Source organism: Brevibacillus sp. BD137 (assembly GCF_041644655.1).
Classification (GTDB): Bacteria; Bacillota; Bacilli; order Brevibacillales; family Brevibacillaceae; genus Brevibacillus; species Brevibacillus brevis_D.
The window spans coordinates 388943-414336 of record NZ_JAOTNO010000001.1; the positions used below are offsets into that span (position 1 = coordinate 388943).

19 protein-coding genes are annotated in these 25394 nt (G+C 48.1%); 3 read left to right on the forward strand and 16 right to left on the reverse strand.

Annotation, left to right across the window (positions count from 1 at the left end):
* Positions 1 to 135 precede the first annotated feature (135 nt).
* The 10 genes from ODZ53_RS02155 to ODZ53_RS02200 form a co-directional block, all read right to left on the reverse strand.
* Positions 136 to 1497, reverse strand: coding sequence for a hypothetical protein (locus ODZ53_RS02155; protein WP_372675755.1), 1362 nt, complete (start codon positions 1495 to 1497; stop codon positions 136 to 138).
* Between the two features lie 99 nt (positions 1498 to 1596).
* A complete protein-coding gene (locus ODZ53_RS02160) occupies positions 1597 to 1998 on the reverse strand; it encodes a VOC family protein (RefSeq protein WP_372675756.1) in 402 nt (133 codons plus the stop codon).
* 18 nt (positions 1999 to 2016) lie between these two features.
* A complete protein-coding gene (locus tag ODZ53_RS02165) occupies positions 2017 to 2946 on the reverse strand; it encodes an RluA family pseudouridine synthase (protein ID WP_015892041.1) in 930 nt (309 codons plus the stop codon).
* Between the two features lie 45 nt (positions 2947 to 2991).
* Positions 2992 to 3441 carry a signal peptidase II gene (gene lspA, locus ODZ53_RS02170; protein WP_172140206.1) on the reverse strand — a complete coding sequence of 150 codons (450 nt, stop codon included), beginning with the start codon at positions 3439 to 3441 and terminating at the stop codon, positions 2992 to 2994.
* Positions 3442 to 3518: 77 nt separating this feature from the next.
* Positions 3519 to 4160, reverse strand: coding sequence for a serine/threonine-protein kinase (locus ODZ53_RS02175; RefSeq protein WP_015892043.1), 642 nt, complete (start codon positions 4158 to 4160; stop codon positions 3519 to 3521).
* Between the two features lie 1595 nt (positions 4161 to 5755).
* Positions 5756 to 7180, reverse strand: coding sequence for a phosphoglucomutase/phosphomannomutase family protein (locus ODZ53_RS02180; protein WP_372675757.1), 1425 nt, complete (start codon positions 7178 to 7180; stop codon positions 5756 to 5758).
* 19 nt (positions 7181 to 7199) lie between these two features.
* The gene (locus tag ODZ53_RS02185; protein WP_372675758.1) at positions 7200 to 9161 is read right to left on the reverse strand and encodes a glycoside hydrolase family 15 protein; all 1962 of its coding nucleotides are present in this window, start codon (positions 9159 to 9161) and stop codon (positions 7200 to 7202) included.
* A gap of 18 nt (positions 9162 to 9179) precedes the next feature.
* Positions 9180 to 11585 carry a sugar phosphate nucleotidyltransferase gene (locus tag ODZ53_RS02190; protein WP_372675759.1) on the reverse strand — a complete coding sequence of 802 codons (2406 nt, stop codon included), beginning with the start codon at positions 11583 to 11585 and terminating at the stop codon, positions 9180 to 9182.
* Between the two features lie 30 nt (positions 11586 to 11615).
* On the reverse strand, positions 11616 to 14453 hold the full coding sequence (locus ODZ53_RS02195) for a 1,4-alpha-glucan branching protein domain-containing protein (RefSeq protein ID WP_372675760.1): 2838 nt from the start codon (positions 14451 to 14453) through the stop codon (positions 11616 to 11618).
* A gap of 10 nt (positions 14454 to 14463) precedes the next feature.
* The gene (locus ODZ53_RS02200) at positions 14464 to 15084 is read right to left on the reverse strand and encodes a DUF4912 domain-containing protein (RefSeq protein WP_372675761.1); all 621 of its coding nucleotides are present in this window, start codon (positions 15082 to 15084) and stop codon (positions 14464 to 14466) included.
* A 337-nt stretch (positions 15085 to 15421) separates the two neighbouring features.
* Between ODZ53_RS02200 and ODZ53_RS02205 the strand changes: the two genes are divergently transcribed.
* A complete protein-coding gene (locus ODZ53_RS02205; protein WP_372675762.1) occupies positions 15422 to 18355 on the forward strand; it encodes a collagenase in 2934 nt (977 codons plus the stop codon).
* 75 nt (positions 18356 to 18430) lie between these two features.
* Here the strand turns inward: ODZ53_RS02205 and ODZ53_RS02210 are convergent, their stop codons facing one another.
* From ODZ53_RS02210 to ODZ53_RS02225, 4 genes are all read right to left on the reverse strand, one after another.
* Positions 18431 to 19222, reverse strand: a complete 792-nt coding sequence (locus ODZ53_RS02210; protein ID WP_372675763.1) for a DUF4247 domain-containing protein — start codon at positions 19220 to 19222, stop codon at positions 18431 to 18433.
* A 17-nt stretch (positions 19223 to 19239) separates the two neighbouring features.
* Positions 19240 to 19746, reverse strand: coding sequence for a DUF4178 domain-containing protein (locus ODZ53_RS02215; protein WP_015892052.1), 507 nt, complete (start codon positions 19744 to 19746; stop codon positions 19240 to 19242).
* Between the two features lie 25 nt (positions 19747 to 19771).
* Entirely contained in the window at positions 19772 to 20176 is a 405-nt protein-coding gene (locus ODZ53_RS02220; RefSeq protein ID WP_015892053.1) for a DUF350 domain-containing protein, read from the reverse strand.
* A gap of 66 nt (positions 20177 to 20242) precedes the next feature.
* Complete coding sequence (locus ODZ53_RS02225) at positions 20243 to 20908, reverse strand: PspA/IM30 family protein (RefSeq protein WP_199929950.1); 666 nt, start codon at positions 20906 to 20908, stop codon at positions 20243 to 20245.
* Positions 20909 to 21319: 411 nt separating this feature from the next.
* On the opposite strand from ODZ53_RS02225, the gene ODZ53_RS02230 reads away from it, so the two are divergent.
* Together ODZ53_RS02230 and ODZ53_RS02235 are read left to right on the forward strand one after the other, a co-directional pair.
* Positions 21320 to 22117, forward strand: coding sequence for a nucleotidyltransferase domain-containing protein (locus tag ODZ53_RS02230; protein ID WP_372675764.1), 798 nt, complete (start codon positions 21320 to 21322; stop codon positions 22115 to 22117).
* A gap of 21 nt (positions 22118 to 22138) precedes the next feature.
* On the forward strand, positions 22139 to 22696 hold the full coding sequence (locus ODZ53_RS02235; protein WP_372675765.1) for a GNAT family N-acetyltransferase: 558 nt from the start codon (positions 22139 to 22141) through the stop codon (positions 22694 to 22696).
* A gap of 364 nt (positions 22697 to 23060) precedes the next feature.
* Here the strand turns inward: ODZ53_RS02235 and ODZ53_RS02240 are convergent, their stop codons facing one another.
* Positions 23061 to 24257, reverse strand: coding sequence for an MFS transporter (locus ODZ53_RS02240; protein WP_372675766.1), 1197 nt, complete (start codon positions 24255 to 24257; stop codon positions 23061 to 23063).
* An 11-nt stretch (positions 24258 to 24268) separates the two neighbouring features.
* A complete protein-coding gene (locus tag ODZ53_RS02245; protein ID WP_372675767.1) occupies positions 24269 to 25159 on the reverse strand; it encodes a GNAT family N-acetyltransferase in 891 nt (296 codons plus the stop codon).
* Between the last annotated feature and the right edge of the window lie 235 nt (positions 25160 to 25394).

Below are 25394 nucleotides of genomic sequence, written 5' to 3' on the forward strand. Positions count from 1 at the left end.
GACTTTTAAGCGTCCCGCCTGTTTGTCATTCCGTGCCCTTGCCAGCCTCACTGGACTGGATTAAAAGGTTCCATTCGTCATGTAGAATTATGTCACGATTCTGGACGGGTGTCAATGCAGCCCGGAAAAGTCTAACTATTCCCAATAGACGCTGACCCACGGTGGCAAATAGTTCGCATAATAACCAATGTCCCCTGTCATGTTTTTGATCAGCTGGACTTGTTTGTCCGCATTCTCACCAATTCCTTGGATAAACAATGAGCCGTGCTCCGCTCGATCCAACCGCAAGAAAAGAAGCTGTTTTCCATCTGGAGACGGTGCAGGATAATAGTCGGCTGTATTCGCTTCCCCTTTTGTCACCTGCTGCTCCGCTCCATCTGCGGACCGCCGCCAGATGCCCTGTTCCGGTACCATGACCTTCTTCGGGTCGTATGAATACTCTGTAGCCAAGCCCCTGGTGAAAAGCAGCGTGTACGGAGCTTTTGGAATCCATACTGGATAAGTGTCTACCACCACTGGACCAGGGCTGACTGTTTTGACCTTTCCTGCTCGATCCGCTAGCTTTAACTGCTTGTTAGTCGTGGCGGTCCGGTCAGTACCATCGACAAAAGCGAGCTGTTCGCCATTTGGTGTCCAAGCAAGCCAATCAGGATAGGCCAATCCTGTTCCGAGGTCTATTGGCTTTTTGGCAGGCTGTGTCAAATCAAACCATTGAATCGGTTCGCCATCAGCAGACAAGGAGCCTGAGTTATACCTGACAAAGTAGGCCACAGCCTTCCCATCCGGCGATACTTTTAAGCCTGTCGCTGCCCATGGGTAGATACCTTCCTCCACTTTTGGCGGTTCTGCAATCGGGTAGGCAGCCAACGGTTTACCTGCAAGTGTGCGCAAGGCCAGCGTCATCGGCTTATTTTTTTCGGCTGGTAGTGAAACAAGCATGTTTTCCCCATCCGGCATCCAGGCAAAATCTTCGAAGTCAGCCTTCGTTGTACTTTGCAAAGCTAATTCTCCATGCTCTTGAACGTCTTTTACGATCAGCAATAGTCTCGGGGCTTCATTACTGCCGACATTCACGGTGTACGCAAGCTTGTTCGCTTTCGGAGACCATTTTGGTGTTTCAAAAACCGCTCGCTCGTCTACCTGCACAGCTTTGCTTCCGTCAGCTCTGACGATCCACACATAGCCTGGTGTCGAGTAATTGTCGTTGCCTTTGTATTTCACGAACAGGAGCCACTTGCCATCTGGCGACCAGCCCACGATCTGTGCATAGCCGTCCTTGGTGATTTGTTTAATCTTTCCCGTCGCATCCCGTCCATCTACCAAAAACAAATGCTGGTTGCTCGTAAATGCCATTTTTGCCGGAACGCTTATTTCCTTGTTCACACGCTCTGGCCCTTGGCTTTGGGCTGCCACCTTTGCTTCACCGTTTGCTGTGACAAGTACAACCAAAAGGACAAAAAGACCGAACAGCTTCCCCCATTTTCTGATCACAGGCATTCACTCCTTACACTCTCTATTGAATGATAAAAAAAACGCCAGAAGAAAGTAATAAGCTCTCTACTAGCGTTTTCCAATCCAACTGCCATTATGTAAGTGTCATAGGAAGACTTGCTGCAACAACAAGAAACGATTGCCATACAGATCCTTGAAAATAACCTCTATGCCATACAGTACTTCGTTTGGTTCACTCACAAACTCCACGCCGCGTTGACGCAGTGTTTCGTATGTGGACCAAAAATCATCCGTATGCCAAACCCACATTGGATTTTTGCCGACCTGACGAAGCATTTCCTGCGCAACGTCTTCCCGATGCCAATGGGTAGGGTCATGCAATACAATCTCTAGCTCCTGCCCTGGAAGACCGACGGTGAGCCAACGAGAACCATCATCCATCCGAGAATCCATGCGTTTTTCGAAACCGAGTTTTTCCGTGTAAAACCGCAATGCATCTTCACAGTCGTGAACGTACAGTGTCACATGCGCTAATCTTTTTAGCACGGCTATTCCCCCTGTTCTCTACGCTTGTCTGAGAACTTCGATGACGTCAAGCATTTCCTTCGGCATTGGTGCTTCGAACTCGAGCTGCTCTCCTGTACGGGGATGGATGAATCCCAGCGTTTTCGCATGCAAAGCTTGTCCATCGAGCTCCAATGTATTTTTCGGACCGTATTTCGGGTCGCCCGCCAGTGGATAGTCAATGTACTTCATGTGTACGCGAATTTGATGGGTACGCCCTGTTTCGAGTTTCAATTCCACCATCGTGTACTCTTTGAAGCGCTCCAGCACGATAAAATGTGTAACAGCCGGCTTGCTGTTTTCAAAAACGACCGCCATTTGCTGGCGATTTTTCGGATCGCGTCCAATCGGTGCTTCAATCGTTCCCATTTCATGCGGGATGACCCCATGAACAAGCGCGACATACTTCCGATTGACCGTATGTGCTTTCAACTGTTCAGCCAACCCCATATGTGCCTTGTCGTTTTTGGCTACCATCAAGAGGCCGGACGTATCCTTGTCAATGCGATGGACAATTCCCGGACGCAAAACGCCATTGATTCCGGACAAATCCTTGCAATGTGCCAAAAGCCCATTGACGAGTGTCCCACTGTAATGACCAGGAGCAGGATGCACGACGAGACCACGTGGTTTATTCACGACCACGACATCGCTATCCTCGTATACAATATCAAGCGACATCTCTTCTGGCTGGATCGCCATTTCCTTTGGCGGCGGAACACGGAGGGTCACTTCGTCCTCTGCCTGTAGCTTGTAGTTGTTTTTGATCGGTTCACCATTTACAGTAACACGACCTTCCTTCACCCAAGCCTGTACCTGTGAACGGGACCAATCTTCATTTTGCAGCGTGATAAACTTGTCGATGCGCTCGTTCTTATCTGCTGGGTCTACCGTCCAATCGTAACGTTCAAACAATTGCGTGTCATTCATGTATGTTCTCCACCTATCCGAGCTTTCCCACTATTATTCTCATGACTATCTGTTTTTCTTCCCATCCAGAAAAACATCGAGAAGCAAAATCCCCACACCAATCGTGATGGCCATATCCGCCACATTAAAGATCGGGAAGTGAATCAACGTAAAGTCGAGAAAATCTACGACTTGACCGGACATCGCGCGATCAATGAAATTCCCGACGGCTCCACCCAAGACAAATGACAGCGCCAACGATGCACGAGGTTGTTTTTTTCCCAAGCGAATCAAGGAAATGACAATCCCAATCACAACGACAGCGGTAATGGCGATAAAAAACCAACGTCGATTTTGCAGGATACCAAACGCCGCTCCCATGTTTCGATGGGAAGTTAGATGAAAGACGTCCGCGATCAAAGGAATGGATTCTCCCAGTTCCATATACTTCACGACTAAATACTTTGTAAACTGATCAAGCGCAATAATTACTGCCGCAATGAGATAGTACCACAATGGAATGTCCTCCTTATTCTGCTTCGACCAGCAACTGTACAAACACAATGTCAAATGATCATTTTACCAGAGACCGCCTACGTGAACAAGCGCTTTCCTTTTTTGAACAGTCGATAGCCTTTGCGTACGACTTCCAGCATCCACAATGGAATTTTCCATCCACGATCCTTGATAAATGGCAGATACACCTTGTAATACGCCTTGCGTAAATCTCGCCATTTGGTGTCTGTATCATTGACATAGTAATCCGATACGTCAATCAGATAACCTCGTCCCTGATCCATTAATACATTTTTCCCATGGACATCATGCGGAAACAAACCCTTCCTGCGGGCCTCTTCTAACGCTTCCTCCACGTCTTCAATCACCTGCGGAGGAATCGGAATACCAAAGCGGACACAGTCAAACAAGGGGATACCGTTCATCCGCGAAATGACCAAGTATCCTTCCCCATAATCATAACAGATGGGGAAGGAACGAGTCTCCCCTAGCTTGCGATAGACTTCGATTTCCTGTTCGGCTCCTGGTCTTCCAGGTGCGTACAGCTTGATTACTACCTTTGGATAGTCCGGGTGGGCAAATACGGCAGCATAATTGCCGGTACCGACCAGTTCCCACGGGTATGGCGTGTGGTGTACAACGACTGGATCATCTGGCGACAGACTCTCCACTTGAACTTCTTGTAAAAAAGCTTGTAATATATGTTGATCGATCCGCATCGTTTCTCATCATCTCTCATCAGTTACTGACTTCGAACTACGTTAAAACAAAATTAATGAAGGTTCATCTACTACGATGATTCAGACATTTCCTATAAGGGGCAAAAAATCCTTTGCACTGGTTGGGGCCAGGAAGTCCTGTCCGATTCCAATGAAAGGATTGCATATGGACTAGAATACCTCATTTTTTTGATTTGGTAAATGGGAGTCTTGTACGTTGCTGTTGTGGTGGGGAGGAAACAGGAGAAAACGCTCAGATTCTAGGGCCACCCCCTGTGGGATTGACTGCCCGACTCCATGCAAAAAGTGAAACCGCGTCCAAAGTGGTCTCTTTAGGATGTGTTTCAGAGGTGGACGCTAAATTCGTGTTTCGCTTTTTGCATTGCATCTCGGTCGGTGTCCCAAAGATCTTCGCTTTTTTCTCCTGTTTCCTCTTCGAGCTTTACGTTTAATCCCGATTTTTTAATGCCTGAAAAGAATTGAAGAACCCCATCAGTTACGTCAGAGAAGAAGCCTTAAGTAGCTGTCGTGGTGGGGAGGAAACAGGAGAAAACGCTCAGATTCTAGGGCCACCCCCTGTGGGATTGACTGCACGACTTCATGCAAAAAGCGAAACCGCGTCCAAAGTTGTCCTCTCAGGATGTGTTTCAGAGGTGGACGCTTAAAGGCGTGTTTCGCTTTTTGCATTGCGTCTCGGTCGGTGTCCCTAAGATCTTCGCTTTTTTCTCCTGTTTCCTCTACGAGCTTTCCCTGTTTAAACGGGCTTTTAAAGATTTAAAAGAATGAAGAGATGTCCTCAGTTACGCCAGAGAAGAATATTTCCAGACGTAGCGACTTGTGGAGTCCTACCCAGCGGAGAAGGGATTTGCGGGCAAAAGAAACGCAACCGTGCCCGTACGACGTAGCGGCTACCACTTTTGCGTTTCCCCGCGAATTCCTTCGGAGCGGACAGTCTCAGCCCTCAGCAGGACGGAGCCTGGAGCCTAGACTGGAAATATTCTTCTCTTCACCTTAGCCGCATAGAGGGATCTTCAAGTAACTGTCGTGGTGGGGAGGAAACAGGAGAAAACGCTCAGATTCTAGGGCCACCCCCTGTGGGATTGACTGCACGACTCCATGCAAAAAGCGAAACCGCGTCCAAAGTGGTCTCTTCAGGATGTGTTTCAGAGGTGGACGCTAAATGCGTGTTTCGCTTTTTGCATTGCGTCTCGGTCGGTGTCCCTAAGATCTTCGCTTTTTCTCCTGTTTCCTCTACGAGCTTTACGAGTTTCCCCCGCTTTTTAAAGCTTTGAAAGAATGAAGAAATATCATCAGTTACGCCAGAGAAGAATATTTCCAGACGTAGCGACTTGTGGAGTCCTACCCAGCGGAGAAGGGATTTGCGGGCAAAAGAAACGCAACCGTGCCCGTACGACAAAGCGGCTACCACTTTTGCGTTTCCCCGCGAATCCCTTCGGAGCGGACAGTCTAGCCCACAGCGGGACGGAGCCTGGAGCCTAGACTGGAAATATTCTTCTCTTCTCCGCAGCCGCATAGAAGGACTCCACGCAAAAAGAAGAACCTCGCACATTATGCAGGCTCTCCTCGTCAACTTTTTACACATTAATCTCCAAAAACCATTCGTGAATCGCATCTTGCAGCTTCTGCAAGGCTGTCGCATTCGTTGCTTCACAATAAATGCGCACCAAAGGTTCCGTGCCAGACGGACGGATTAAGATCCAATGTCCTTCCTCGAGCAACAGCTTGACCCCATCCACTCGTTGAATCTCCAAAACCTGATAAGGACCAATGAGTGCAGGTGGCTTGGCGAACATTTGCTGTACCCATTGATCTTTTTCCGGCAATTTCATATCAAGCCGCGTGTGGAACAGCTCGCCGAATTGCTCGTATACGTCTCGCAGTATTTGATCGATTCCTTTGTTTTCATACGCGCACATCTCGGCGAGCAACAAATTGATAAGTACGCCGTCCTTCTCCGGGATGTGACCGAGAATACTCGCCCCGCCACTTTCTTCTCCACCAATGAGCACATCGCCTTTGCGCATTTCCTCACCGATGTACTTGAAACCGACCGGCGTCTCTACGAGCTCCAGACCATAATGCGTAGCCATCCGATCCAGAAGATGCGTGGTTGCAACTGTCCTGACAATCCGTCCGGTCAAGCCTCGATTTTTTCGCAAATGATAGGTGAGCAGGACCAGTGCTTCATTTGGCGTGATATATTGTCCGAAGCGGTCGACGACTCCGAAGCGATCTGCATCCCCGTCATTGGCAAGACCAAGAGATGCCTGGCGTTCTACGACTTCTTTTTTTAATAACTGCAAATGCTTATCGTTTGGCTCTGGCAAATCCCCTCCAAAAGCCGCATCCGGGACTTCTCTGATTCCGACGTTTTTTACCCCCGCTTCTGACAAAAAACCGCTCACGTAGCCCATACCCGCACCATGCATGGCATCGACAACAACGGACAAGGAAGAGTTTTGCAAAACATCCATGTTTATCATCCGTCTCAGATGCGCCTCGTAATGAGGACGCAGCACAATGACTTGCAGCAGCTTGCGGGCCTTTGCTTCCGCGAGAGAAATCGTACGCACCGAGTTGGTCTGGCAGGTTTCGGTGATCCACTCTTCCAATCTTTGCGTAATCGCAGGCGTTGCAGGTCCAGCGTACTCCGGAATGTATTTGATGCCGTTGTATTCGGGTGGATTGTGGCTGGCCGTGATCATGATTGCACCACTCGCTGCAAAATGCTTCACTCCAAAGGCTACGGCAGGCGTTGGCGCTGCTTCGTTCACCAAATAGGTTCGAATGTCATTGGCGGTCAGGACAGCTGCAACCTCCTTTGCAAAGCGTCTCCCCAGAAACCGCGTGTCATGCCCGACCAAAACAGGCTGCTCCTGTTGTCCGATTTCTTTGGTATAGCTGGCGATGGCTTGTGCGACAATACGGACATTCTCGACGGTAAAGCCATCTGCGATTATGTCGCGCCAACCGTCCGTACCGAAACGGATCGTTGTCATCTCCTCATCTCTCCCTTCGTTACCGCAACTCATTCACCTTCTCCAAATAACGCAAAACAGTGGCGACATAAGTAGCATGCGACCACGTCAGGGGTGCAACGGATACGGGAGCACCTGTATACGGATCGAGCTGTTCGGATAGCACGCCGCTTTGTAGGGCATACCGTACGACCCAGGCCAGTCTGTTCTTTGGCTCTTGGAGTTCATCGAGTGATTTTGCCTTGGCAATTTCCCAATCAGCCACCCATAAGGTGCAAATGATCCATGGATTTCCCGGGACCTTCACCGTGTCATGTGATTTTTTGAAATAGTAATCCCCTTGATAGCGAGCAATTCCACCGATCGCCGTGTCTACGTGCAAACTCTTTTTGACAGCTTCCATTGTCTGCGCAACTCTCGGATCGTCTACGGAAAACACATCAAACGCAAACAGAGCGAACAAGCTGCTCTCCACCGTGAAATCTTTTTCGACACTCCCATCTGCTCTTACATAAATCCCACGCAGAAAACGCCCGATTTCAGGGTCGTACAGATGTTTTTCCATTGCCTCACGAATGCGCTCTGCCCCTTCTGCGTAGCGTTTGTAGCGTCGATCATCCCCGAACAACTGGGCGAAACGAGCCGCAGCCATCAAGCCTGCGAAAACCGTAGCACTGGTAAACGTAAAAATTCCTCGTCGCTCTTCCCATAAGTCGTAGCTTGGTTTTGGAAGTTGCAGCTCTGGATGGACATACTCCAGCAAAAAGCGAGCCGCCGGACGAACCAGCGTAGGATAGAGCGCCTGGCAATCTTCAATTTGCTTACCGCTCTTGTATTGCTCCCAGAGCGCGTACAGCACGAGTGCCGTCTCATCCTCCTGAATCGGAAGCTGAACCTCTCCGTCAACAATATACGGATGCCAACTGGAGCCAACAGACCCGTCAGGATTGTACTTGTGCTGCAAATACCCGTCCTTGTTCAAGGCGTCCGCGCAAAATCGGAAAAATGGTGCGACCACTCCCGTGTAGCCCGCTTTCGCCATCGCACTCGCAATCAACGCCCCGTCTCTTGGCCACATGTAGCTGTAATGATCACGATTAAATTGAAGAATATCCGAGTCATTCGCAGCGAGAATCGCTCCGTTCTGATCGATTTGCGTACGAACGAGAAGCAAGCTGGTCTTGTATAGATTGACAACCTCTGCCGGAAGATCAGCAAAGTCCCGCTCTTCCTTATTGACCCAACGCTGCCAATACACAGCGACCCGACTGAGCAAACTCTCTGGATCACTTTCGAGTACATATTGGTTCAATCCTTTGACATCCTCATACGATTCACCAATGCACATCCAGTAAAAGAGTGTCTTCTCTTCTTGAGGTTGAAGGATGAGGGAAAAAGAGATTGTACTATCTACGGAGCCTTGTGCAATCGGATTGCCGGACAAATGACCATCCTCCGCGTCTCTCCAAGTCCCCTCCGCATAGTTGAACCGCTTGATCCCGACGCTATATTGATCGATCCCACCTGTATCCGTTTTTCCATTCGCCATGATATACACATTGCGCTTGTAGTGATAAATCGTACGCAGATTGGGATCAAAAACAGCAGTATCCCCTACCTCTGTCTCATTCAAGCTGAAATCGTGATTAAAAAACAGCCTGACCTCCCGAACCTCGCTCATCAAATTCCGAACGCACACCTTTTTCAAATAAATCGGGTCACGCTGATGCACCCCATCTGCGATTTGCAAGGAGATGCCCAGATGTTCATGATGCGCATGAACATCTGTCACCAAAGACTCCTGTCCGTATCCGAGCCTCCGCGTCCAGCCGTCTTCATCCAGCCAGGAAAAGCGACCTTGCACCCAAATCCCCAGCTTGCTAAAGTGTCCCCCAACATGATTCAGCTGACCAACATACGGAAAATACAGATCTCGCATGTGCAGCTTGTCATCAAAATTAATCAGCAGTTTTCCGTTCCCGACGACGAGCGGTCTCGGCATGCCTTCACGTCCTTTTCGTTATAGGCTGTCGATCTCTCTCTTTTCGTGAAACTGATATTCGGCAATTCGTCTCGCGTAAGAAGAAGCAAGTGTAGCCGCGGTCTCTGCGGTAGCCCCTTGCGAAATTACCTTTACGTGCGAATCCTCTGAATCGGGTAAAATCAGTACCCAGCCATTCGAATCGTATACCTTGATTCCATCGACGAGCTCGAGCAGCTTGCCTTTGTTTTCTTCCATCACTCTGCGCATAACCTTCCCTTTTGCTGCCCATGGGCAAAAAACAGTCTTTTTCTCCATATGGCACGCTGGCAACAATTCTAGCAAAACGCTGAGCGGCTTTTCCTCAGAAGCCAGATAAGAAAGAATTCTCATGAGGCTGTACACGGCGTCAAACATCGGATGAAAACGCTGTTCGCTCGATACCTCCATCATGGATCGCGGCGAAACCTTGGTGCGTACAACCTCCATTTGCAACAACTGGGCCATATGCTCCAATTCAATCGGTGCACTCACAGGAAGACCGATACGCCGATGTTGACCACTGCACGCCAATAGCTGCAGAGCCGTGATCTGTTCGTTTGCGAGCTTCTCTCCATGCTCGGTAAACAAGACAAATTGCTCGCCATTTTTATCGAGACGAACGCCTACATCGGCTCCCTTTTTACGAATACCTTCTTGTATGGAGCTGTAATCGACAGTAACTCCCAGTGCATGCAAAAGAGGCGCAAGAAAAGTCGGGAAAAAACGCTGTTCACAATCGATCAGCAGGTGGAAGCGCTGACGCTGGATGGACGATACATTCAACTGTTGGACCAAAGCATGGAGATAAGCTTCTTGTACGTGATGCTCGACTTGCAGTGCTCCCAACCGATTCAGGTTGCGAACATAAGTCTCTTGCCAGTAGGCATTCTCAATTTTGCGCTCCATATCACGAGAAATCGGCAAGCCTGCATGATCGATGAATTGGACAACAATCTCTTTATCATCCACTGGCTCTGCCATATAAATATGTATGCCGCCTTTGCAAGCCAGAGAGCACACGCCGTACCGGATCAAGGGTGAATTCCCAATTCCGAGATCGACCGTATCAATTCCGGAGGAGCACAAGCTCGTCATGATGCTATGCTTCAATAACTGAGCAAAAGGGTGTGCGCATGCCGAGAGCGCAATTTTGTCCCCCGCTTGTAGTAAATACGCATAGGCAGCAGCAAGTCTTGTAACAAATTCGGGCGTGATGTCAACATTGCCAGTGCCCTTGATTCCGTGCGTCCCAAACAAATTTTTGGTTTGCTTGGCACCGTAGATAAGCGAGGTGGTGACAGTCGCATTTTCCCCGACTTCCTTATCCGGCCAAATTTTGATTCCTGCCTTTACCACTGACTTCGCCCCAATGAGGCACTGGTCTCCAATGGCGGCCCCTTCCCCGAGTTGTACGCAATCTGCAATTCGGGTGTTTCGGCAGAGAGTCGTTCCTGTGATCTCTGCTTTTTTCCCAATGACACTGTTTTCCCAAATGATCGTCCTTGACAGCTTCGTACCGGAAGAAATCACCGTATTTTTTCCCAGAATGGAATAAGCACCGACGGCAACGCCAGCTTGCAGGTGTACATTTTCACCGATATAGACAGGGCCTTCCAAACGGACGGATGAATCGATGCGAACATCATTTTCCAAGAAAATACGCGGTGCGATTTCCTGTGCTTTTATTTCGAGATGTACGCGTCCATCCAGCAAATCAAACTGGGCTTGCTGGTATACCTCCAAAGAGCCGATATCAGACCAATAGCCGCTTGCCTCATATCCGTATAGAGGCTTTGCTGCTTGTAAAAACGACGGAAAAATTTCCTTGCTGAAATCCACTTCCCGCTCCTCTTCTATATAAGACAAGACCTCTGGCTCGCAGACGTATATCCCGGTATTCACCGTATCGCTAAAAACCTCCGCCCAGCTCGGCTTTTCTAAAAAACGGGTAATGCGTCCGCCCTCATCTGTCATGACAACGCCAAATTCCAGTGGTGTTTCTACGCGCGTCAAAATCAACGTAGCCAGTGCATGATTTTGCTCATGAAAACGTATGGCTGCCGACAAATCGATGTCTGTCAACGTATCTCCACTGATCACGACAAAACGCTCATCGAGAAAATCCGCGCAGTTTTTCACGCTGCCTGCCGTGCCCAAAGGAATGGCTTCTTCAAAATAGACAAGCGAAACACCGTAGCGAGATCCATCACCAAACGTATCGCGGATGACGTCAGGCAAATACTGGAGTGTCACTGCTATCTCTGTAATCCCATGCTTTTTCAATAGATCAATCGTGTACTCCATGCAAGGCCGGTTTAATAGTGGCACCATTGGTTTTGGCGTGTGGCATGTTAACGGACGTAGTCGTGTACCTTTTCCCCCAGCCATGATTACTGCCTTCATCTTCTTTTCTTCCTCCTTCATCGTTGCAATCTAGGTTGTCATGCCGATTTCCGCAGGTACGCCAAGTGAACGGTATAGATCGATGGTTTGACTAGCCAAAAGTGTCCAGTTATAAAACTGTTTAACATCTTGCATGGCCGTTTGGGCCAGTTGATGCCGCTGATCAGGGTCGCGCAGTAGCCAACGGAGTTGATTCGTCAAGGATTCAGGGTCGCCTGTGTACATCATGGCGCCGTTTTCGCCGTGGCGAACGATCTCTCGCAGCCCTCCCGTATCCGCAACCAGAACAGGAGTCCCTAGAGCCATCGCTTCCAGCGCAACAATTCCAAAAGGCTCATACAAGCTCGGGAATACTGCCACATCAGCCAGGGCGAACAGCTCATCTCGCCTTCCATCGTCTACGAAGCCCAAGAAGCGTACCTGTTCAGAAAGTCCCATCTGATGAACCAATAGCTTCCACTCGTCTTGCATCGGTCCTCTGCCTGCTATGAGCAACCTCGCATGCGGAAACTCAGCGCGTAACCTTGCCATAGCTTCTAACAAGAGGTGAACACCTTTTTCCTGAACCAAGCGCCCTACAAAAAAGAGAACAGGACCATCCCCTATCGCCAATTCCTGTCGAAGCTGTTCACGATTTACCTCCGGGAGGGGAATGAGATCGACACCATTGTGAATGACACGTAAATGGGATGAGGGTGTTCCGAACAGGCGCTTGACTTCCGACTCCATATACTTGCTGCAAACGATCATTGCGTCAGAGCTTTGTGTTAGCGTACGTTCACACTCATGGATCCTTTGCTGCAACGGTGTATGAATGCCTTGATGCCGACCATGTTCCAAAGCATGAATCGTGCTGACGAGCGGAAGAGAGTACCTCTGTTTCAGTTCGATTGCAGCCCAGCTGACTAGCCAATCGTGAGCGTGGATGACATCCGGTCGCACCCCGAGTGACCAGAGCTGATAGGCAGCATCGACCATCGCCAAATTCAGTTGAAACACCCATGCCAGAAAGTCGGCTTGTTCAGAAGGAAGGTACGTAGGCAAACGGTGTATGTGAACCCCTTCCATCATCTCCTCTACGGCGCATGAATCTGTCGCACGTGTCAGCACATGCACCACGATTCCTTGCTGGGCCAGATGCCTGGCGAGATCGTAGACAGCCCGACCAAGCCCCCCTACTACATGAGGGGGAAATTCCCATGCAAGCATCAAAACTGTTTTTGTCGAAGACTGATCTTGCGCAGCCGCTACCAATTGACGCGATACGTTCACTCTATGCGTTTGTTTAGGCAAATAGAACGTGATATCCACGTCAGGAAAGATCGGAAAGTCAGCTTCTGCTCGCGTAATTGCCTCTTCATCCAGTCGATGCTCCCGATACATCGCCAAGAGAGCCCGCATGCGAACCAAATGGTCATGAACGCGTTGCACCGCATACTGAGTGACCGTTTGACCGTCTAAAATAAACGCCCAATCACTGCTTTGGGCCAACATCAATTCGCGTGCGGCCTGTTTGAGGCACCGTAACGTAAGCTGATCTCCTTTCTTTTCAGAATAGGTAATAATCGCTGCGATCAATTCCCGCTCCGCTTGATGCAGATGCCTGTATATCCAGCCATTGTTCTCGTTCAGCCAGACTTCTCCGTAGCCATTTCTCCCCCATGTTGACATCGGCAAGTGACCGCGATCCTGCTCTGGATACTCCTCCAAATATTCAGATGGTGTCATTAATTTCACTTCTTTTGAATCACACACGGTTTTGCGCATGAGAAAATCCAAAAACTGCGGACCCTCGAACCACCAATGCCCAAACAGCTCCGCATCATAAGTGGCGACGACCAATGGCTTGCGATCCATCCAGTGACTGGCTTCCTCCACTTGACACTCTCGGTGATACAAGAAATGTCCCGCATGTGACGCTGCTTTTTCGCGCGCCCAGCTTGGCTCATACCAGTCTTTATCCCCTTCTTTTCCGGTGATCCGATAGTATTTCAAGCCGGTATGCACCCGAATACCATCAGGATGGATGTAAGGCTCGATGTAGCTCATCTCCCTGTCAAATCCGATATCCCGGTAGTATTCACGGTAGTCATAGTCCCCTGGATAACCATCGATCGAGCTCCATACCTGGCGGGAAGCCACTTCATCACGGGCAAAGGCAGCCACATCATGCGGCGTGAACAAGGGAGCCAGCAACCCTCTGCGAGGTAAAGGCGTCGCATGCTCTATCGTGTGACTGTCTACAAAGAAATACTGGAGCCCTGCCTCTTTCAGCAAACGATCCAGTCCAGGTGTATACCCGCACTCTGGCAGCCAAATTCCCTTCGGACGTCTTCCCAGAATCCGCTCATGTGTATCGATCCCTACCAGAAGCTGTGCCCGAATCGCCTCTTCTGTTTCCACATAGGGCAAAAAAGAGTGCGTGGCTGCGCAAGTGATGAGTTCGAGGCATCCACTGTCCGCGATATGCCTAAAGGCCTTGATCAGTTGAAAATCCCACTTGCGGCAGTAGGCAATAATCGTTCGAAAACGCTCCACATACATTTTGGCGATACGGTTTTCTTGAGGTTGACCGGCGGTTCGTTTGACTTCCTTCCCAGCCAATTCAACGGTTTTCGCTAGATGTGTGCGAAAACGAGTCACGATCAGATCATCATCCAGCATGGAAAGTAATGTCGGAGAAATAGCAAGGGTCATGCGAAAAGCGATGCCGTCTGAGAGGAGCTTGTCGAAAACCATGAGCAAAGGAAGATAGCATTCCAGCATGGCTTCATACACCCAGCGCTCTTCCAGGCGATCGTCCCGATCCCCGTGTCGGACATAAGGCAGATGGGCATGCAACACGAGGGAGAGATAACCTTTGTGCACAAATGACACCTCACTTATTTGATGTTTTGGTATACAACGAGTAGGAGGAAAAGTTCTCAAACCAGGAAGGTGTAGCTGGATCGTGTGCGGGCTCCACTAACGGTTCCCCCCAGCTAGCTTTTGAATGGCGTGGAGTAACTACCGTTTCCGAGCGTAATATCGGACAAAACCGATTGTGTTCATATAACCCAAAATCAACCATGTATGTACGTCCTGGCTCTACATCTTTCACGTACCAGGAATAAGCCTCTTCATGTACAAACACATCTCGAACGGAATGCGCATTTTTTCCATCAAATAAACGTTCAGTCACATCATACAGACGCAATCCCTTCCGAATGTGACGATAATCGGCTTGCAGGTACGAGGCGACCATTCTCATGCGCGGCCAAGTGATTTCCCAATAGATGAATAACACAGTCGGTCCTTGTACCATGACTTTGACAATGTCCCGATCATAAAACGCAGGCAATTGCCATTCCAATTCCGTTCTAGCGGGAGGTGCTGTCTCTGGCTTCACCCGGTCTTTTTGCAGGCGATATTTAACTTGACCGATCGTTAAGCCGCACTCTTTGGCAATTTGTGCAATGGACATGGATCGTGAACGCAGTTCGAGAATTTTTTCCAGCATCTTCTAGCACTCCCCTCCGCCAACTTCGCCTATCTGTGCTTTCCCACTGTCAATCATAGCCAATGCTGCTAACAAAGACTGTCGAATGCTGAATGCACATCCCTTCTTCTTTTGTCGATCAACAATCATGTTTTCGTCACAGGCATACAAAAGTCGCTCTCCTTCCATTCTTACAACGCTACTTCTCGAGACATTCTTTTCTTTTTACCAAATAGGAAGAAAGTTCTATATTCTATCACCTTTTGTTTTATTTGTAAGTATTTTCATGTTGGATACCGATACTATAAAATATTCACTTATACTTCCAAAATGAATGAAAAAGGAGTCAACAAAAGCTATGAATCGTTCATGGATTAGCATGGTAACAGCAGGATCAATTGCCATTTCAACGGTAGCGGCAGGCTTGCCACTAGCAGCTCAAGCTAAAAGCACGCCGCAAACCCCATCCCAAGAGCCCATTGATTCACAGATTGGTCATACTCCCGTTCAGGAAAACATGTCGAAAGCACAGTTACGCCAAGCAGCCAAACAGGAGAAGTACAGCATCTCGCATCTGAAAACATTGGACAATTCAGAGCTGGTTGAATTGTTGAAGGAAATCAGCTGGACGCAAATCCCTGAGCTATTTACTTACAACGACGACACCCAGGAATTTTATGAGGATCGGGAGCGGGTTCAGGCCATCATCGATGCGTTGCAAGAGAGTGGCAAGAACTTCACCAAGGATGACGAGCAGGGCATCCATACCTATGTAGAGGTTTTGCGTTCGGGGTATTACTTGGGGTACTACCATAAAGAATTAAAGTATTTGATGGAGCCAACGTATAAGCAAAAGATTATTCCAGCACTCCAAGCCATCACTGCCAATCAAAATTTCGCCTTTGGGACAAAGAATCAAAATGAAATCATTAATTCAACGGGAAAATTAATTAGCAACACGACTGTTGATTCCGAGACAATCGGTACTCTGTCAAAAGTAATGGAAGACTTTAACGACAATCGGGATAAATGGTCAGATGATCGCGTAGCAAGCGAGGCCTTTTACAGCGTCCTTCAAGGTATTGGCTATGTTCTGATTTGGGGAGTAGATGATTCAGGAAGAGATGAGCTAAAAGGTAACATCGACGCATTTCTCGACCCCATTTTTGACATGGCAGAAAATGGGGATACTTCCGCTGATCACGTATGGTTGACGAACAATGCCCTGTATTACACAGGGAAATTAGGTAGCTACTACAGTAATCCAGACAAAGCCAATGACATATTGACGAAAGCGATGAAAACGTATAAAAAGATGAGCGAGCCGTACTTCACTGCGGCGCAACAAATCGCGGAAGCATATGGTGAGGATGCCAATGGCAAAAAAATCGATCTCGAGGAAATAGTAAAAGAAGGCAAAAAGCACTATCTTCCGCAGCAATTCACCTTTGATGACGGAGCCGTTGTGTTCAAAACGGGAGATAAACTCACAGAAGAACAGGTTGAACGCTTGTATTGGGCATCCAAGGAAGTGAAGGCACAATTTCATCGTGTCATCGGTAATGACAAGGAGCTAGAGAGCGGCAATCCGGATGATGTACTAACCATTGTCATCTACAATACGCCTGATGAATATAAAATGAATCGCTTCTTGTACGGATACGACACCGATAATGGTGGTATCTACATCGAGGGTACTGGCACTTTCTTCACCTACGATCGGACAAAAGAACAAAGCATCTACAGTCTGGAAGAGCTGTTCCGTCATGAATTCGTCCACTATTTGCAAGGCAGATATGAAGTGCCGGGCATGTGGGGACAAGGAAAGATATATGAAAACAGTCGCTTGCCTTGGTATGAGGAAGGCGGAGCTGAGTTTTTCGCAGGTTCTACCCGAACAGAAGGAATCAAGCCTCGCCAGTCAGTTGTAGGCAATATTCGAAATGCAGCTCCTTATCTCGATTACACTGCGGCCGATATGATGCATGCCAAATACGGAACCCTGGCATTCTACGACTACTCATTCGCGCTTCAGTACCATCTATTCAAGAATGATTTTGCTCGTCTGGATAAAATCAATGATACGATCCGTTCCAATGATGTATCTGCTTATGATGACTTGATCGAAAAATTCAGCCGTGACCGCGCTCTTGAACGTGGCTATCAAGAAACATTAGAAGATTTGATCGACCAGTATGAAGAATTGGATGTTCCTCTCGTTTCAGATGATTACCTACAAAAAGTTGACGTGACGAACAAAGAAGAGGTTTATCGTCAAATCGAAAAGGTTGCTTCTCTGGTCGATGTGAAAACAGATGAAAAAGACTCCGGAGATTTCCGCAGCTTCACGTTGCGTGGGGTTTATACGGGTGGAGCTTCCCAAGGGGAATATCAAGATTGGCAAGAAATGAACCGCCTCACAGATGGATTCCTCAAGGAGTTATCAGATCTTTCCTGGAATGGCTATGACACGGTTACGAGCTATTTCACCAATTATCGTACGACAAAAGATGGACGCTTTGCCTATGATGTCGTGTTCCACGGGAAGCTGGCTCAAGAAGATGGCTCCGAAACGGAACAGCCAAATCCAAACCCAAATCCAGATCCTGAAGAATCTTCCCTTTCATTAGGTAAGCCGATCACGGGTATCATTCATCCACAAAAACCGAGTCAGGAGTTCCGTCTCGATGTGAAATCAGCCCAACAGCTTCAAGTTGAGATGGAAACGAAGCAAGGAGATGGCGTGGCATGGCTTGTATTCCCCGAGTCCGATAGAGAGAACTACATCTCCTATCCCACCAAGCGTGAAGGCAACAAGCTGATCGGATCATTCGATGCGAAACCAGGGACTTACTATGTGACTGCTTATACGTATCGTACAGAACAAGAGGACCAACCGTTTCGCTTATTGGTTACGGGGGAAGATCGCCCACAAGAGCAACTCTATCAAGAAAACGAGAGCAATGATTCTACCGAGCAAGCAAATGGTCCATTGACGATTGGCACGACTGTTTCAGGGGACATGAAAGAAAACGATTGGCAAGATATCTTTGCCTTCCAAGTAGATAAACCAGAAGAAATACATATTTCTTTAAACCCTCAAGAGGGACAAGGTGTGACTTGGATGCTATTCCATGAAGGAAATCTGGATCAGCCTGTCACGTACCCGCAAGAGCGGGAGGGAAATCTGCAAAGTGCCTATTATCAAGTAAAGCCAGACCGATATTTCTTGTATGTGTACAAATATCAAAATGAAGATATTGTGTATACGGTAGAGACCAAGCAGCGTTAATCAGCAAAACAAAAACACCCCCAAACGAGCTATCAAAATCGTTTGGGGGTGTTCGTTTCTCTCTTGTTTTTACAGTTATCGGCGTTTTGTAATCCGCCCAGAACCCCCAACCTTCGTTCGTGGGGGCGATTTACTTTTCGGCGGGGAAAAGCTCGAACGTTTGGAAGAGAAAGAGTCACTCGAATTCGACGATTGACTGCTGGAAGAACGAATAATTTTGCCTGAACTACCGTTAGAAGATGAATCCGCCTTCTTCTTAAAAATGCTGCCGTCAGAACCTACCGTACCATCCGCGTTCTTCGCATTACCCCGTTTGAAAATACTGCCCGTACCCTCTTTGGTAATCGGCGGCGCTACTTTCTTGTCCTCGATTGTAGGCACGCGATACGTACCGGAAGGCTTGTATATGTCCTTGCTAGAGTAGCCACGATAGCTGCCCTTTGTACTTTTCTTAAGTCCGTCGAACAAATCATCCAGTACACTGGCTACAATATATCCCTGCAAAAACGAAGAATCGTAATTTTGCCGGACGTACTCTTTGCTGTCGACCTCGATCAACGTATCTGTCGGCTTGGCAGCGTCTTGCTGCAAATGGTAGATCTCGTCCGGATAAATGAGGAACATATGCTGCGGATCTTCTTTGGAGATTTCATCTGGCGTATTCTGTTCCGCCAGCTCCGAGGCTACTTCCGGTACAGTCTTGTCTTCCGCACGGTAGATGCGTGACGACTGTCCATTGTCCTTGGTGGAGACAGATTCAAGCGGATATGTCTCGCCAACCCCAGGGCTGCCACAACCCGCTAGCGTAAGGAGGAACAACGCCGGAATCAGTAGGAGCTTGATTGATTTCATCCATGGATTTGGCATGTACTTGTCCCTCCTCTCTATGTGCCGCGCAATACCTGCACGTCCGCTGGTAGAACACTTTCTCCCTCATAGAGCATGAAACGGCCATCCTGCCACTCGATCCGCAGCAATTGGCGTTGATCCGATTGGAATTGCCAGATGTACTGCTCCCCTGATGTGTGAAACGGCGCTTTTCCCACAGTCTGGACGGCGCCATTATATTGCTCCTCCAAATGGTAGGTGACATCATCCATCTCGATTGTGGTCGGTACCTCGTCTATTGAATCCAGTCGTCCATCAATAACGCTATACAGCTGATAGACGATCTTCTCCCGTTCTTCGATATACAGGTAGCGAATGGTCGTTCCATCCTGCAAGGTAAGCATCGTGGCTTTGCGACTCGCATTGCTCGCCTTCCCGATTACTTGATACGTAACGAGCGATACATCGACCACATCACCTGGTCCCACCGTCAGGATGCTCTTCTCCGGTGCAGGAGGCTCATGCTTGGCAAAAATGTTTTGGATTCGCTTCATCAAACTCATGCTGTACTCCCTTCCCTTTCACGTCTTACAGACATGCAGCCAAAATCAAGGCACCCACGAGATGGAATGAACCAGCCATCATGGCATGTGCCACCTTTCCTTCCTGCGTCCCTTTTTCCAGATCCAGTCCGGTTACTTGCTTTAACAGCCATTCCACGATTCTTTCCAAAAGGAATAAAATAATAAAGGAGACCACAGAAAAGAGCAGAGCTGTCCACAATGAGTTGGAGGTAATGATAGATTGCGATAAGATGTATCCTTGCGCAAACAGCTTCATAACAAAACGCGTCGTGACCGCGATGTTTCCATTTTTGATTTCCGTGATGTCCTTGTATTTCGTAAACAACGAATCGATCCACATCAAAACAAAAAGCAAAATGCCGCCGGCTCCTGTCCAAACCAGCATCCCTAGTATTTCTGTCCACGTCAAAGCGAATCACTCCACTTTCATCAAAGTGTATAAGGTCTGAAAAAAAGGGAAACCGCTTGAAGCGGTTTACCCCTCATATTTTTTCATCAGAGCAGCCAGTTCGTCCTCAACGGCTTGATCCTTATTCAGCTTCGCAATTTCATCATCTAAAGAGCTCTGTTTTTTGTAAATCTCGCCGCTGGCTTCTGCTTCTGCTTCCATTTGCAGTGCTTTTTCTTCCATGCGTTTCAAGCCAGACATAGCCGAGTTCGTGTCGAAGCTACCCATCGCCTGATTAATCGTCTTTTGCGCTTTGGCTGCATTGACGCGGGCAACCAATGTCTCGCGCTTGTTTTTCAGTTCGGTAATCTGTTTTTTCATCTCAGCCAGCTTCTCGCGCAATCCATCGGCTGCCAGCTTGTTTTTCTCGTAGCTGTCCTTGTATTCGTTCATTTTTTGCTCGGCAGCTTTCTTTTCTTCCAGAGCCCGTCGAGCCAGATCAATGTTCTGCGCTTGGGCTGCGATGTGAGCTTGCTCTTCACGCTTTTTCACCAAGGCTTCCTGTTCTTCATACAGCACCTTGAATTTCTTTTCCAAAGCAATTTGAGCGGCAACTGCTTTCTCTGCTTCACTCAAGTCTTCTTGCATATCACGCAAATACTGGTCTGTCATTTTGATTGGATCTTCTGCTTTCTCAATCAAAGCGTACAAATTGGACATGGTCAAATCACGCAGTCTTTTAAAAATGGACATGGATTATTCCTCCTCAAGTACGTGCTAGGTAGTTCGACCTGAATTGGCCGTCCCCGTTATACATGTATTTACGATAGTTACGCAAGTAAGTTTCAACAATTTATTTTTTATTTGGCTCACCTTTGCTTTCGTAGAGCGCGACCGGTATTTCGTTTCAAAAACGCCTCTACAATAATACCTATTCGAAAGTAAGTTCGCCCAATTCTACACTTTTTTAAATAAGTTTTGCTTGAAATTGTGTTCCCTCCTGATGCTCAAGCTTCATTTTACCCGTTTTGCCTTTTTCAATGTACCCGTCCGATAGTGCGAGCTGTTGCTATATTGACCTATATACCCTTGACTACCACTAATTGTAAATGTTACTTTTTAGTAATACCCATTTTATGGGTCACTTTTTAAGGAGTGCTCGGCATGAAGTTACCTTTACACGATCGATTCATTGAGCAAGCGATTGAGTATGTAAGCCAAGATCAACGACTTATAGGTCTCCTCGCAGGCGGATCTATGATGTACGGAGAAATGGATGAGTATAGTGATCTGGATTTAATAATCGTCTACAATTATGCTTTTCGAAATGAGATCATGGAACAACGCTTCCAAATTGCTGAAAGACTCGGTCATTTACTTTCTGCATTCACAGGCGAGCATGTTGGGGAACCGAGATTGCTTATTTGTTTATATGGCCCAGCCCCTCTTCATGTCGACCTTAAATTTGTCCAACTGGAAGAGCTCGAATCCCGAGTCGAAAACCCACTGATTCTTTGGGAGAGAGGTTCTGGTATTGCAACGATACTCAGTAAAACAAGCCCCTCTCTCCCTTTCCCTCAATCTCAATGGATTGAAGATCGCTTCTGGGTATGGGTGCATTACTGCGCCACAAAATTAGGGAGAGGCGAATTATTCGAATTAATTGATACACTAACTTTTATGCGCAATGCAGTATTAGGGCCGTTGGTACTCATTCGCAACGGTCATTCCCCTCGAGGGGTTCGAAAGCTCGAGAAATACGCTCTCAAGGAACTGGAGGAATTAAAAGGAACGATTCCCATCCATAGCTTTGAAAGTTGCTACCACGCGCTAAAAAATACGATCAAGATGTACCAACGACTACGACAAGGTTCTGAAATTGTACCTAGGAAGGAAGCAGAATGCGTTTCAATCGAGTTTCTTGACGGTATATATTCAGGAGACATGGACAAACAGAATTAAATAGAGAAGGGAGATTACACCATGTCGGATGAGATCACAGTGCACCCCGTCGCCTGGCCACCTGCCCCGATCAAGACCGAGCGGCTCGTGCTCCGCCAGTCCGAGGCCCGGGACCGTGCGGCGCTGATCGACCTGTTCGCCTCACCAGAGGTGGGCACCTACGTCGGCGGCTCCCGACCGCGTGACGAGCTCGAGCGCGCGCTGCCCGAGGTGCCCGGTCAGCGCTTCGGCTTTTTCGTGGTCGAGCTCAACGGAACAACGATCGGCATGATCACGCTCGATCGGCGCGACCCGGAGCGTAAGGGTCACATCCGTCCAGAAGGCGGGGAGCCTGGGCTCGGCTACATGTTCCTGACTCAGGCGTGGGGACGGGGGTACGCCACCGAGGCATGCGCAGCGGTGCTCGCCTGGTTCGCCGACGCGCATCCCGGCGAGCCGGTGGTGCTCTCCACCCAGACCGCCAACGAGGCCTCGATGCGCGTCGCGGCGAAGCTGGGGTTCACCGAGGTAGAGCGGTTCGAGGACTACGGCGCCGAACAGTGGCTCGGCGTATGGTACCCGGGCACGCCGTCCGATTGAACTCATGCCCGACAGCGAGAAGCTTGTGCCAGTGCCTCCCGACTTCGCTGTCACCGGCCGCGCGCCCGTCTTGCCCTGATCGAATGAATAGCGTGGAGTTGCCGCAAGGACAGCTCCTATTTGATGTAATGGAAGTAACGGGCAGTTATGTTCAACAAGGGCGTTCAGATTCCCAGGGATGGAAGAGTACGTGCTTCCATTCACCTGTTCAACGACAGCACGGATGTGTAGAAATTTATTGAACTACTCCCGGATCGTCCATCTCAGATGTAGAAAAAAATGGCTATCCATGCTAGGTCAGTTTTTTACCAGCCGCGGCATCGGATAACCATTTTTTGTGGGGCTCTTCAAAGGCATGCTTAGATCATAGCGTAGCCGTATCCTTTTCTTTGCGTAAGAAAACCAAAGGTAGAACGATTAGAACGACAGAGATCAGTGTACATAGAATAGGGTAGCCAACATCTTCTGCGAGCTTTCCGAAAAAAGGAACCAGAACCGCCAAGATGATCGTCTTAATCATGGATGAATAAGATAGTAGCGTACTGCGTGAATTCCCCGAGATTCGCTGATTCGTCATATTGATTAAGACAGGCTCGATGATGGAGTAAAAGAAGCTGATGAGAATCATACAGATGATCCCGGATAGTTCAGGCAACAACGGAAACATGAAAATACTCAAAGCCATCATGACGGTGAACAAGATAACCGTTGCTGTCCCTCCCAATCGTTTCTCCATGTGATAGGAGACGACGGAACCAAGAATACTTGTGCTTTGTATGAAAATAAATACAATGCCAAGCCATTCGATAGTCATTCCTTTCTCATGTAGGAAAGGTGAAACAAATAAAAACGTAAAGCAAAAAGCGGGAACAGCCAGAATAGCAGAATAGAGCAGTACATTGCGCAAGCTCTTTCTCTTCCATACCTTTCTTGAGGTACTGAAAACGAAGTGGATGAGAGGTTCGCGTTCTTTGTTTGTTCCCACGCCCGATTGTTTCGGTTCTTTGATAAAAGAGGCAACACACCCGGCAACAAAGGAGAGAATCCCACAAATAATAAACGGTAAACCAAGCGAGTAGGTAGCTAACCACCCGCCAATGATTCCGGCAAACGCAGTGGCAATACGCATCATTGCCAATTGATAGCTCACCGCTTTGGAAAATAGATTTTCTTTACCTTTCTCGTGTAGATAATCGTAGAGGAGTGCCTGGTCAGCTCCAGAAATAAAGCTCCCTCCCACGCTCCATACGATTTGCAGCAAGCAAAGAATCGGGAACCAGCCTGTGTATGCGTAGAGGATCATGGCAGGAGCCATTAATAAGGCTCCCATCACAAGAGAACGGGTGCGACCGAAACGATCTGCAACGATTCCAGCCGGTATCTCAGCCAAAGCGGCAGCTACCCAACCAAATCCCTCTACTATTCCGATTGTGGCCAGACTTAGGCCTCGTACCTGCTGTAAATACAGCACATAGATGGGAAGCCACAAATGAAATTTCGTAAAAAAGGAATAGATGAAAATCATAAGCATATTGGAATCTAGCAAAGCATGATTTTTCATTCAGTCAAGCCTCACCCGACATAATAGTCGTAGACTGAGACGACTTCAAATCCTGTAGATTGATAGAGTGACAAGGCGTTTTGATTATCGACAGCCACTTCTAGGCTAATTCCTCCTATGTGTTCTCTTTGATTCAAGATTTCTACTGTCTGAGAGAGGATTTTTCTACCCAGCCCTTTTCCTTGGAGCCCTTTTTTTACGCAAAATCCTGAGATGAAAAACTCGTTATCCTCTTCGCTTACGGTAATCATCCCGACCGGTTCAGACTCGTACTGAGCCAGATACGTTTGAAAGGATGGCTCTGACAAATTGCGTGTAACTAGCGCAGTCATAAGATCAGCTGTATCCTCAAAACCGCTTACGCCAATCTCTACCAGTGTCTGAAAATCATTCGTGGTGGCTGGGAAAAGCTGTAGACGGTTATCTGATTCCACAGCAGTTACGTGCGCTGTAGCGGAGTAATCCAGCTTGTATTCAGAGAATTGATAAGTGGCCGCTACGCCTTCTGCAAAAGAACTGGCTTCCTTGGACTTGCGATTGCTGACGAGTAAAATTTGCGTTACCTCACGCTTTTCACATTCAGCTTTTGCTTGTTCATACAGAGCGCGGAAGATTCCTTTGCGTCGATAGTCTGGATGAACCATTCCGCTGATCTCCACTTCTTTCGGACTGACGATCGCATACATACCGAGGAATCCAACCAGTTGCCCATCTTGGACGTACAGAAAATCATTCGTTTGTTCAGGTTGGCGGTTTTGGAGCATCGATACGTTCAGGTTGACGGATAAATCAAATGCATCGTATGCCTCGCATATTTTTGCCAAATGGACAATCTGTTTCAACCACTCTTCCGAAAGCCCTTTTGCTATTACAAGTCCTGCACCGTTGTTAATTGTACTCATCGTCTCAACCTCCCATTAGTATGTGAATAGAAAAAAGCCGTGGAGCTTTCAATCCCCACGGCAGTAGATAGCAAAAAACGTGGGGATATTCGATCCCCACGGCGTCAAACATAAACAAACTTGGCTACACCAAGCCTTTGACGCGTACATCGTTGCCATACAAAAAAACACGGGTAATCCCCGTGTTTTAGGCACAGCTAAGAGAACCTGCTAGATAAACTAGGAGGATTTCACG

Bases quoted from the DNA above. Each gene is read 5' to 3' on its own strand.
- ODZ53_RS02155 (WP_372675755.1), bottom strand. From the start codon at position 1,497: ATGCCTGTGATCAGAAAATGGGGGAAGCTGTTCGGTCTTTTTGTCCTT.
- ODZ53_RS02165 (WP_015892041.1), bottom strand. From the start codon at position 2,946: ATGAATGACACGCAATTGTTTGAACGTTACGATTGGACGGTAGACCCA.
- ODZ53_RS02175 (WP_015892043.1), bottom strand. From the start codon at position 4,160: ATGCGGATCGATCAACATATATTACAAGCTTTTTTACAAGAAGTTCAA.
- ODZ53_RS02180 (WP_372675757.1), bottom strand. From the start codon at position 7,180: ATGACAACGATCCGTTTCGGTACGGACGGTTGGCGCGACATAATCGCA.
- ODZ53_RS02185 (WP_372675758.1), bottom strand. From the start codon at position 9,161: ATGCCGAGACCGCTCGTCGTCGGGAACGGAAAACTGCTGATTAATTTT.
- ODZ53_RS02190 (WP_372675759.1), bottom strand. From the start codon at position 11,585: ATGAAGGCAGTAATCATGGCTGGGGGAAAAGGTACACGACTACGTCCG.
- ODZ53_RS02200 (WP_372675761.1), bottom strand. From the start codon at position 15,084: ATGCTGGAAAAAATTCTCGAACTGCGTTCACGATCCATGTCCATTGCA.
- ODZ53_RS02205 (WP_372675762.1), top strand. From the start codon at position 15,422: ATGAATCGTTCATGGATTAGCATGGTAACAGCAGGATCAATTGCCATT.
- ODZ53_RS02210 (WP_372675763.1), bottom strand. From the start codon at position 19,222: ATGCCAAATCCATGGATGAAATCAATCAAGCTCCTACTGATTCCGGCG.
- ODZ53_RS02215 (WP_015892052.1), bottom strand. From the start codon at position 19,746: ATGAGTTTGATGAAGCGAATCCAAAACATTTTTGCCAAGCATGAGCCT.
- ODZ53_RS02225 (WP_199929950.1), bottom strand. From the start codon at position 20,908: ATGTCCATTTTTAAAAGACTGCGTGATTTGACCATGTCCAATTTGTAC.
- ODZ53_RS02230 (WP_372675764.1), top strand. From the start codon at position 21,320: ATGAAGTTACCTTTACACGATCGATTCATTGAGCAAGCGATTGAGTAT.
- ODZ53_RS02235 (WP_372675765.1), top strand. From the start codon at position 22,139: ATGTCGGATGAGATCACAGTGCACCCCGTCGCCTGGCCACCTGCCCCG.
- ODZ53_RS02240 (WP_372675766.1), bottom strand. From the start codon at position 24,257: ATGAAAAATCATGCTTTGCTAGATTCCAATATGCTTATGATTTTCATC.
- ODZ53_RS02245 (WP_372675767.1), bottom strand. From the start codon at position 25,159: ATGAGTACAATTAACAACGGTGCAGGACTTGTAATAGCAAAAGGGCTT.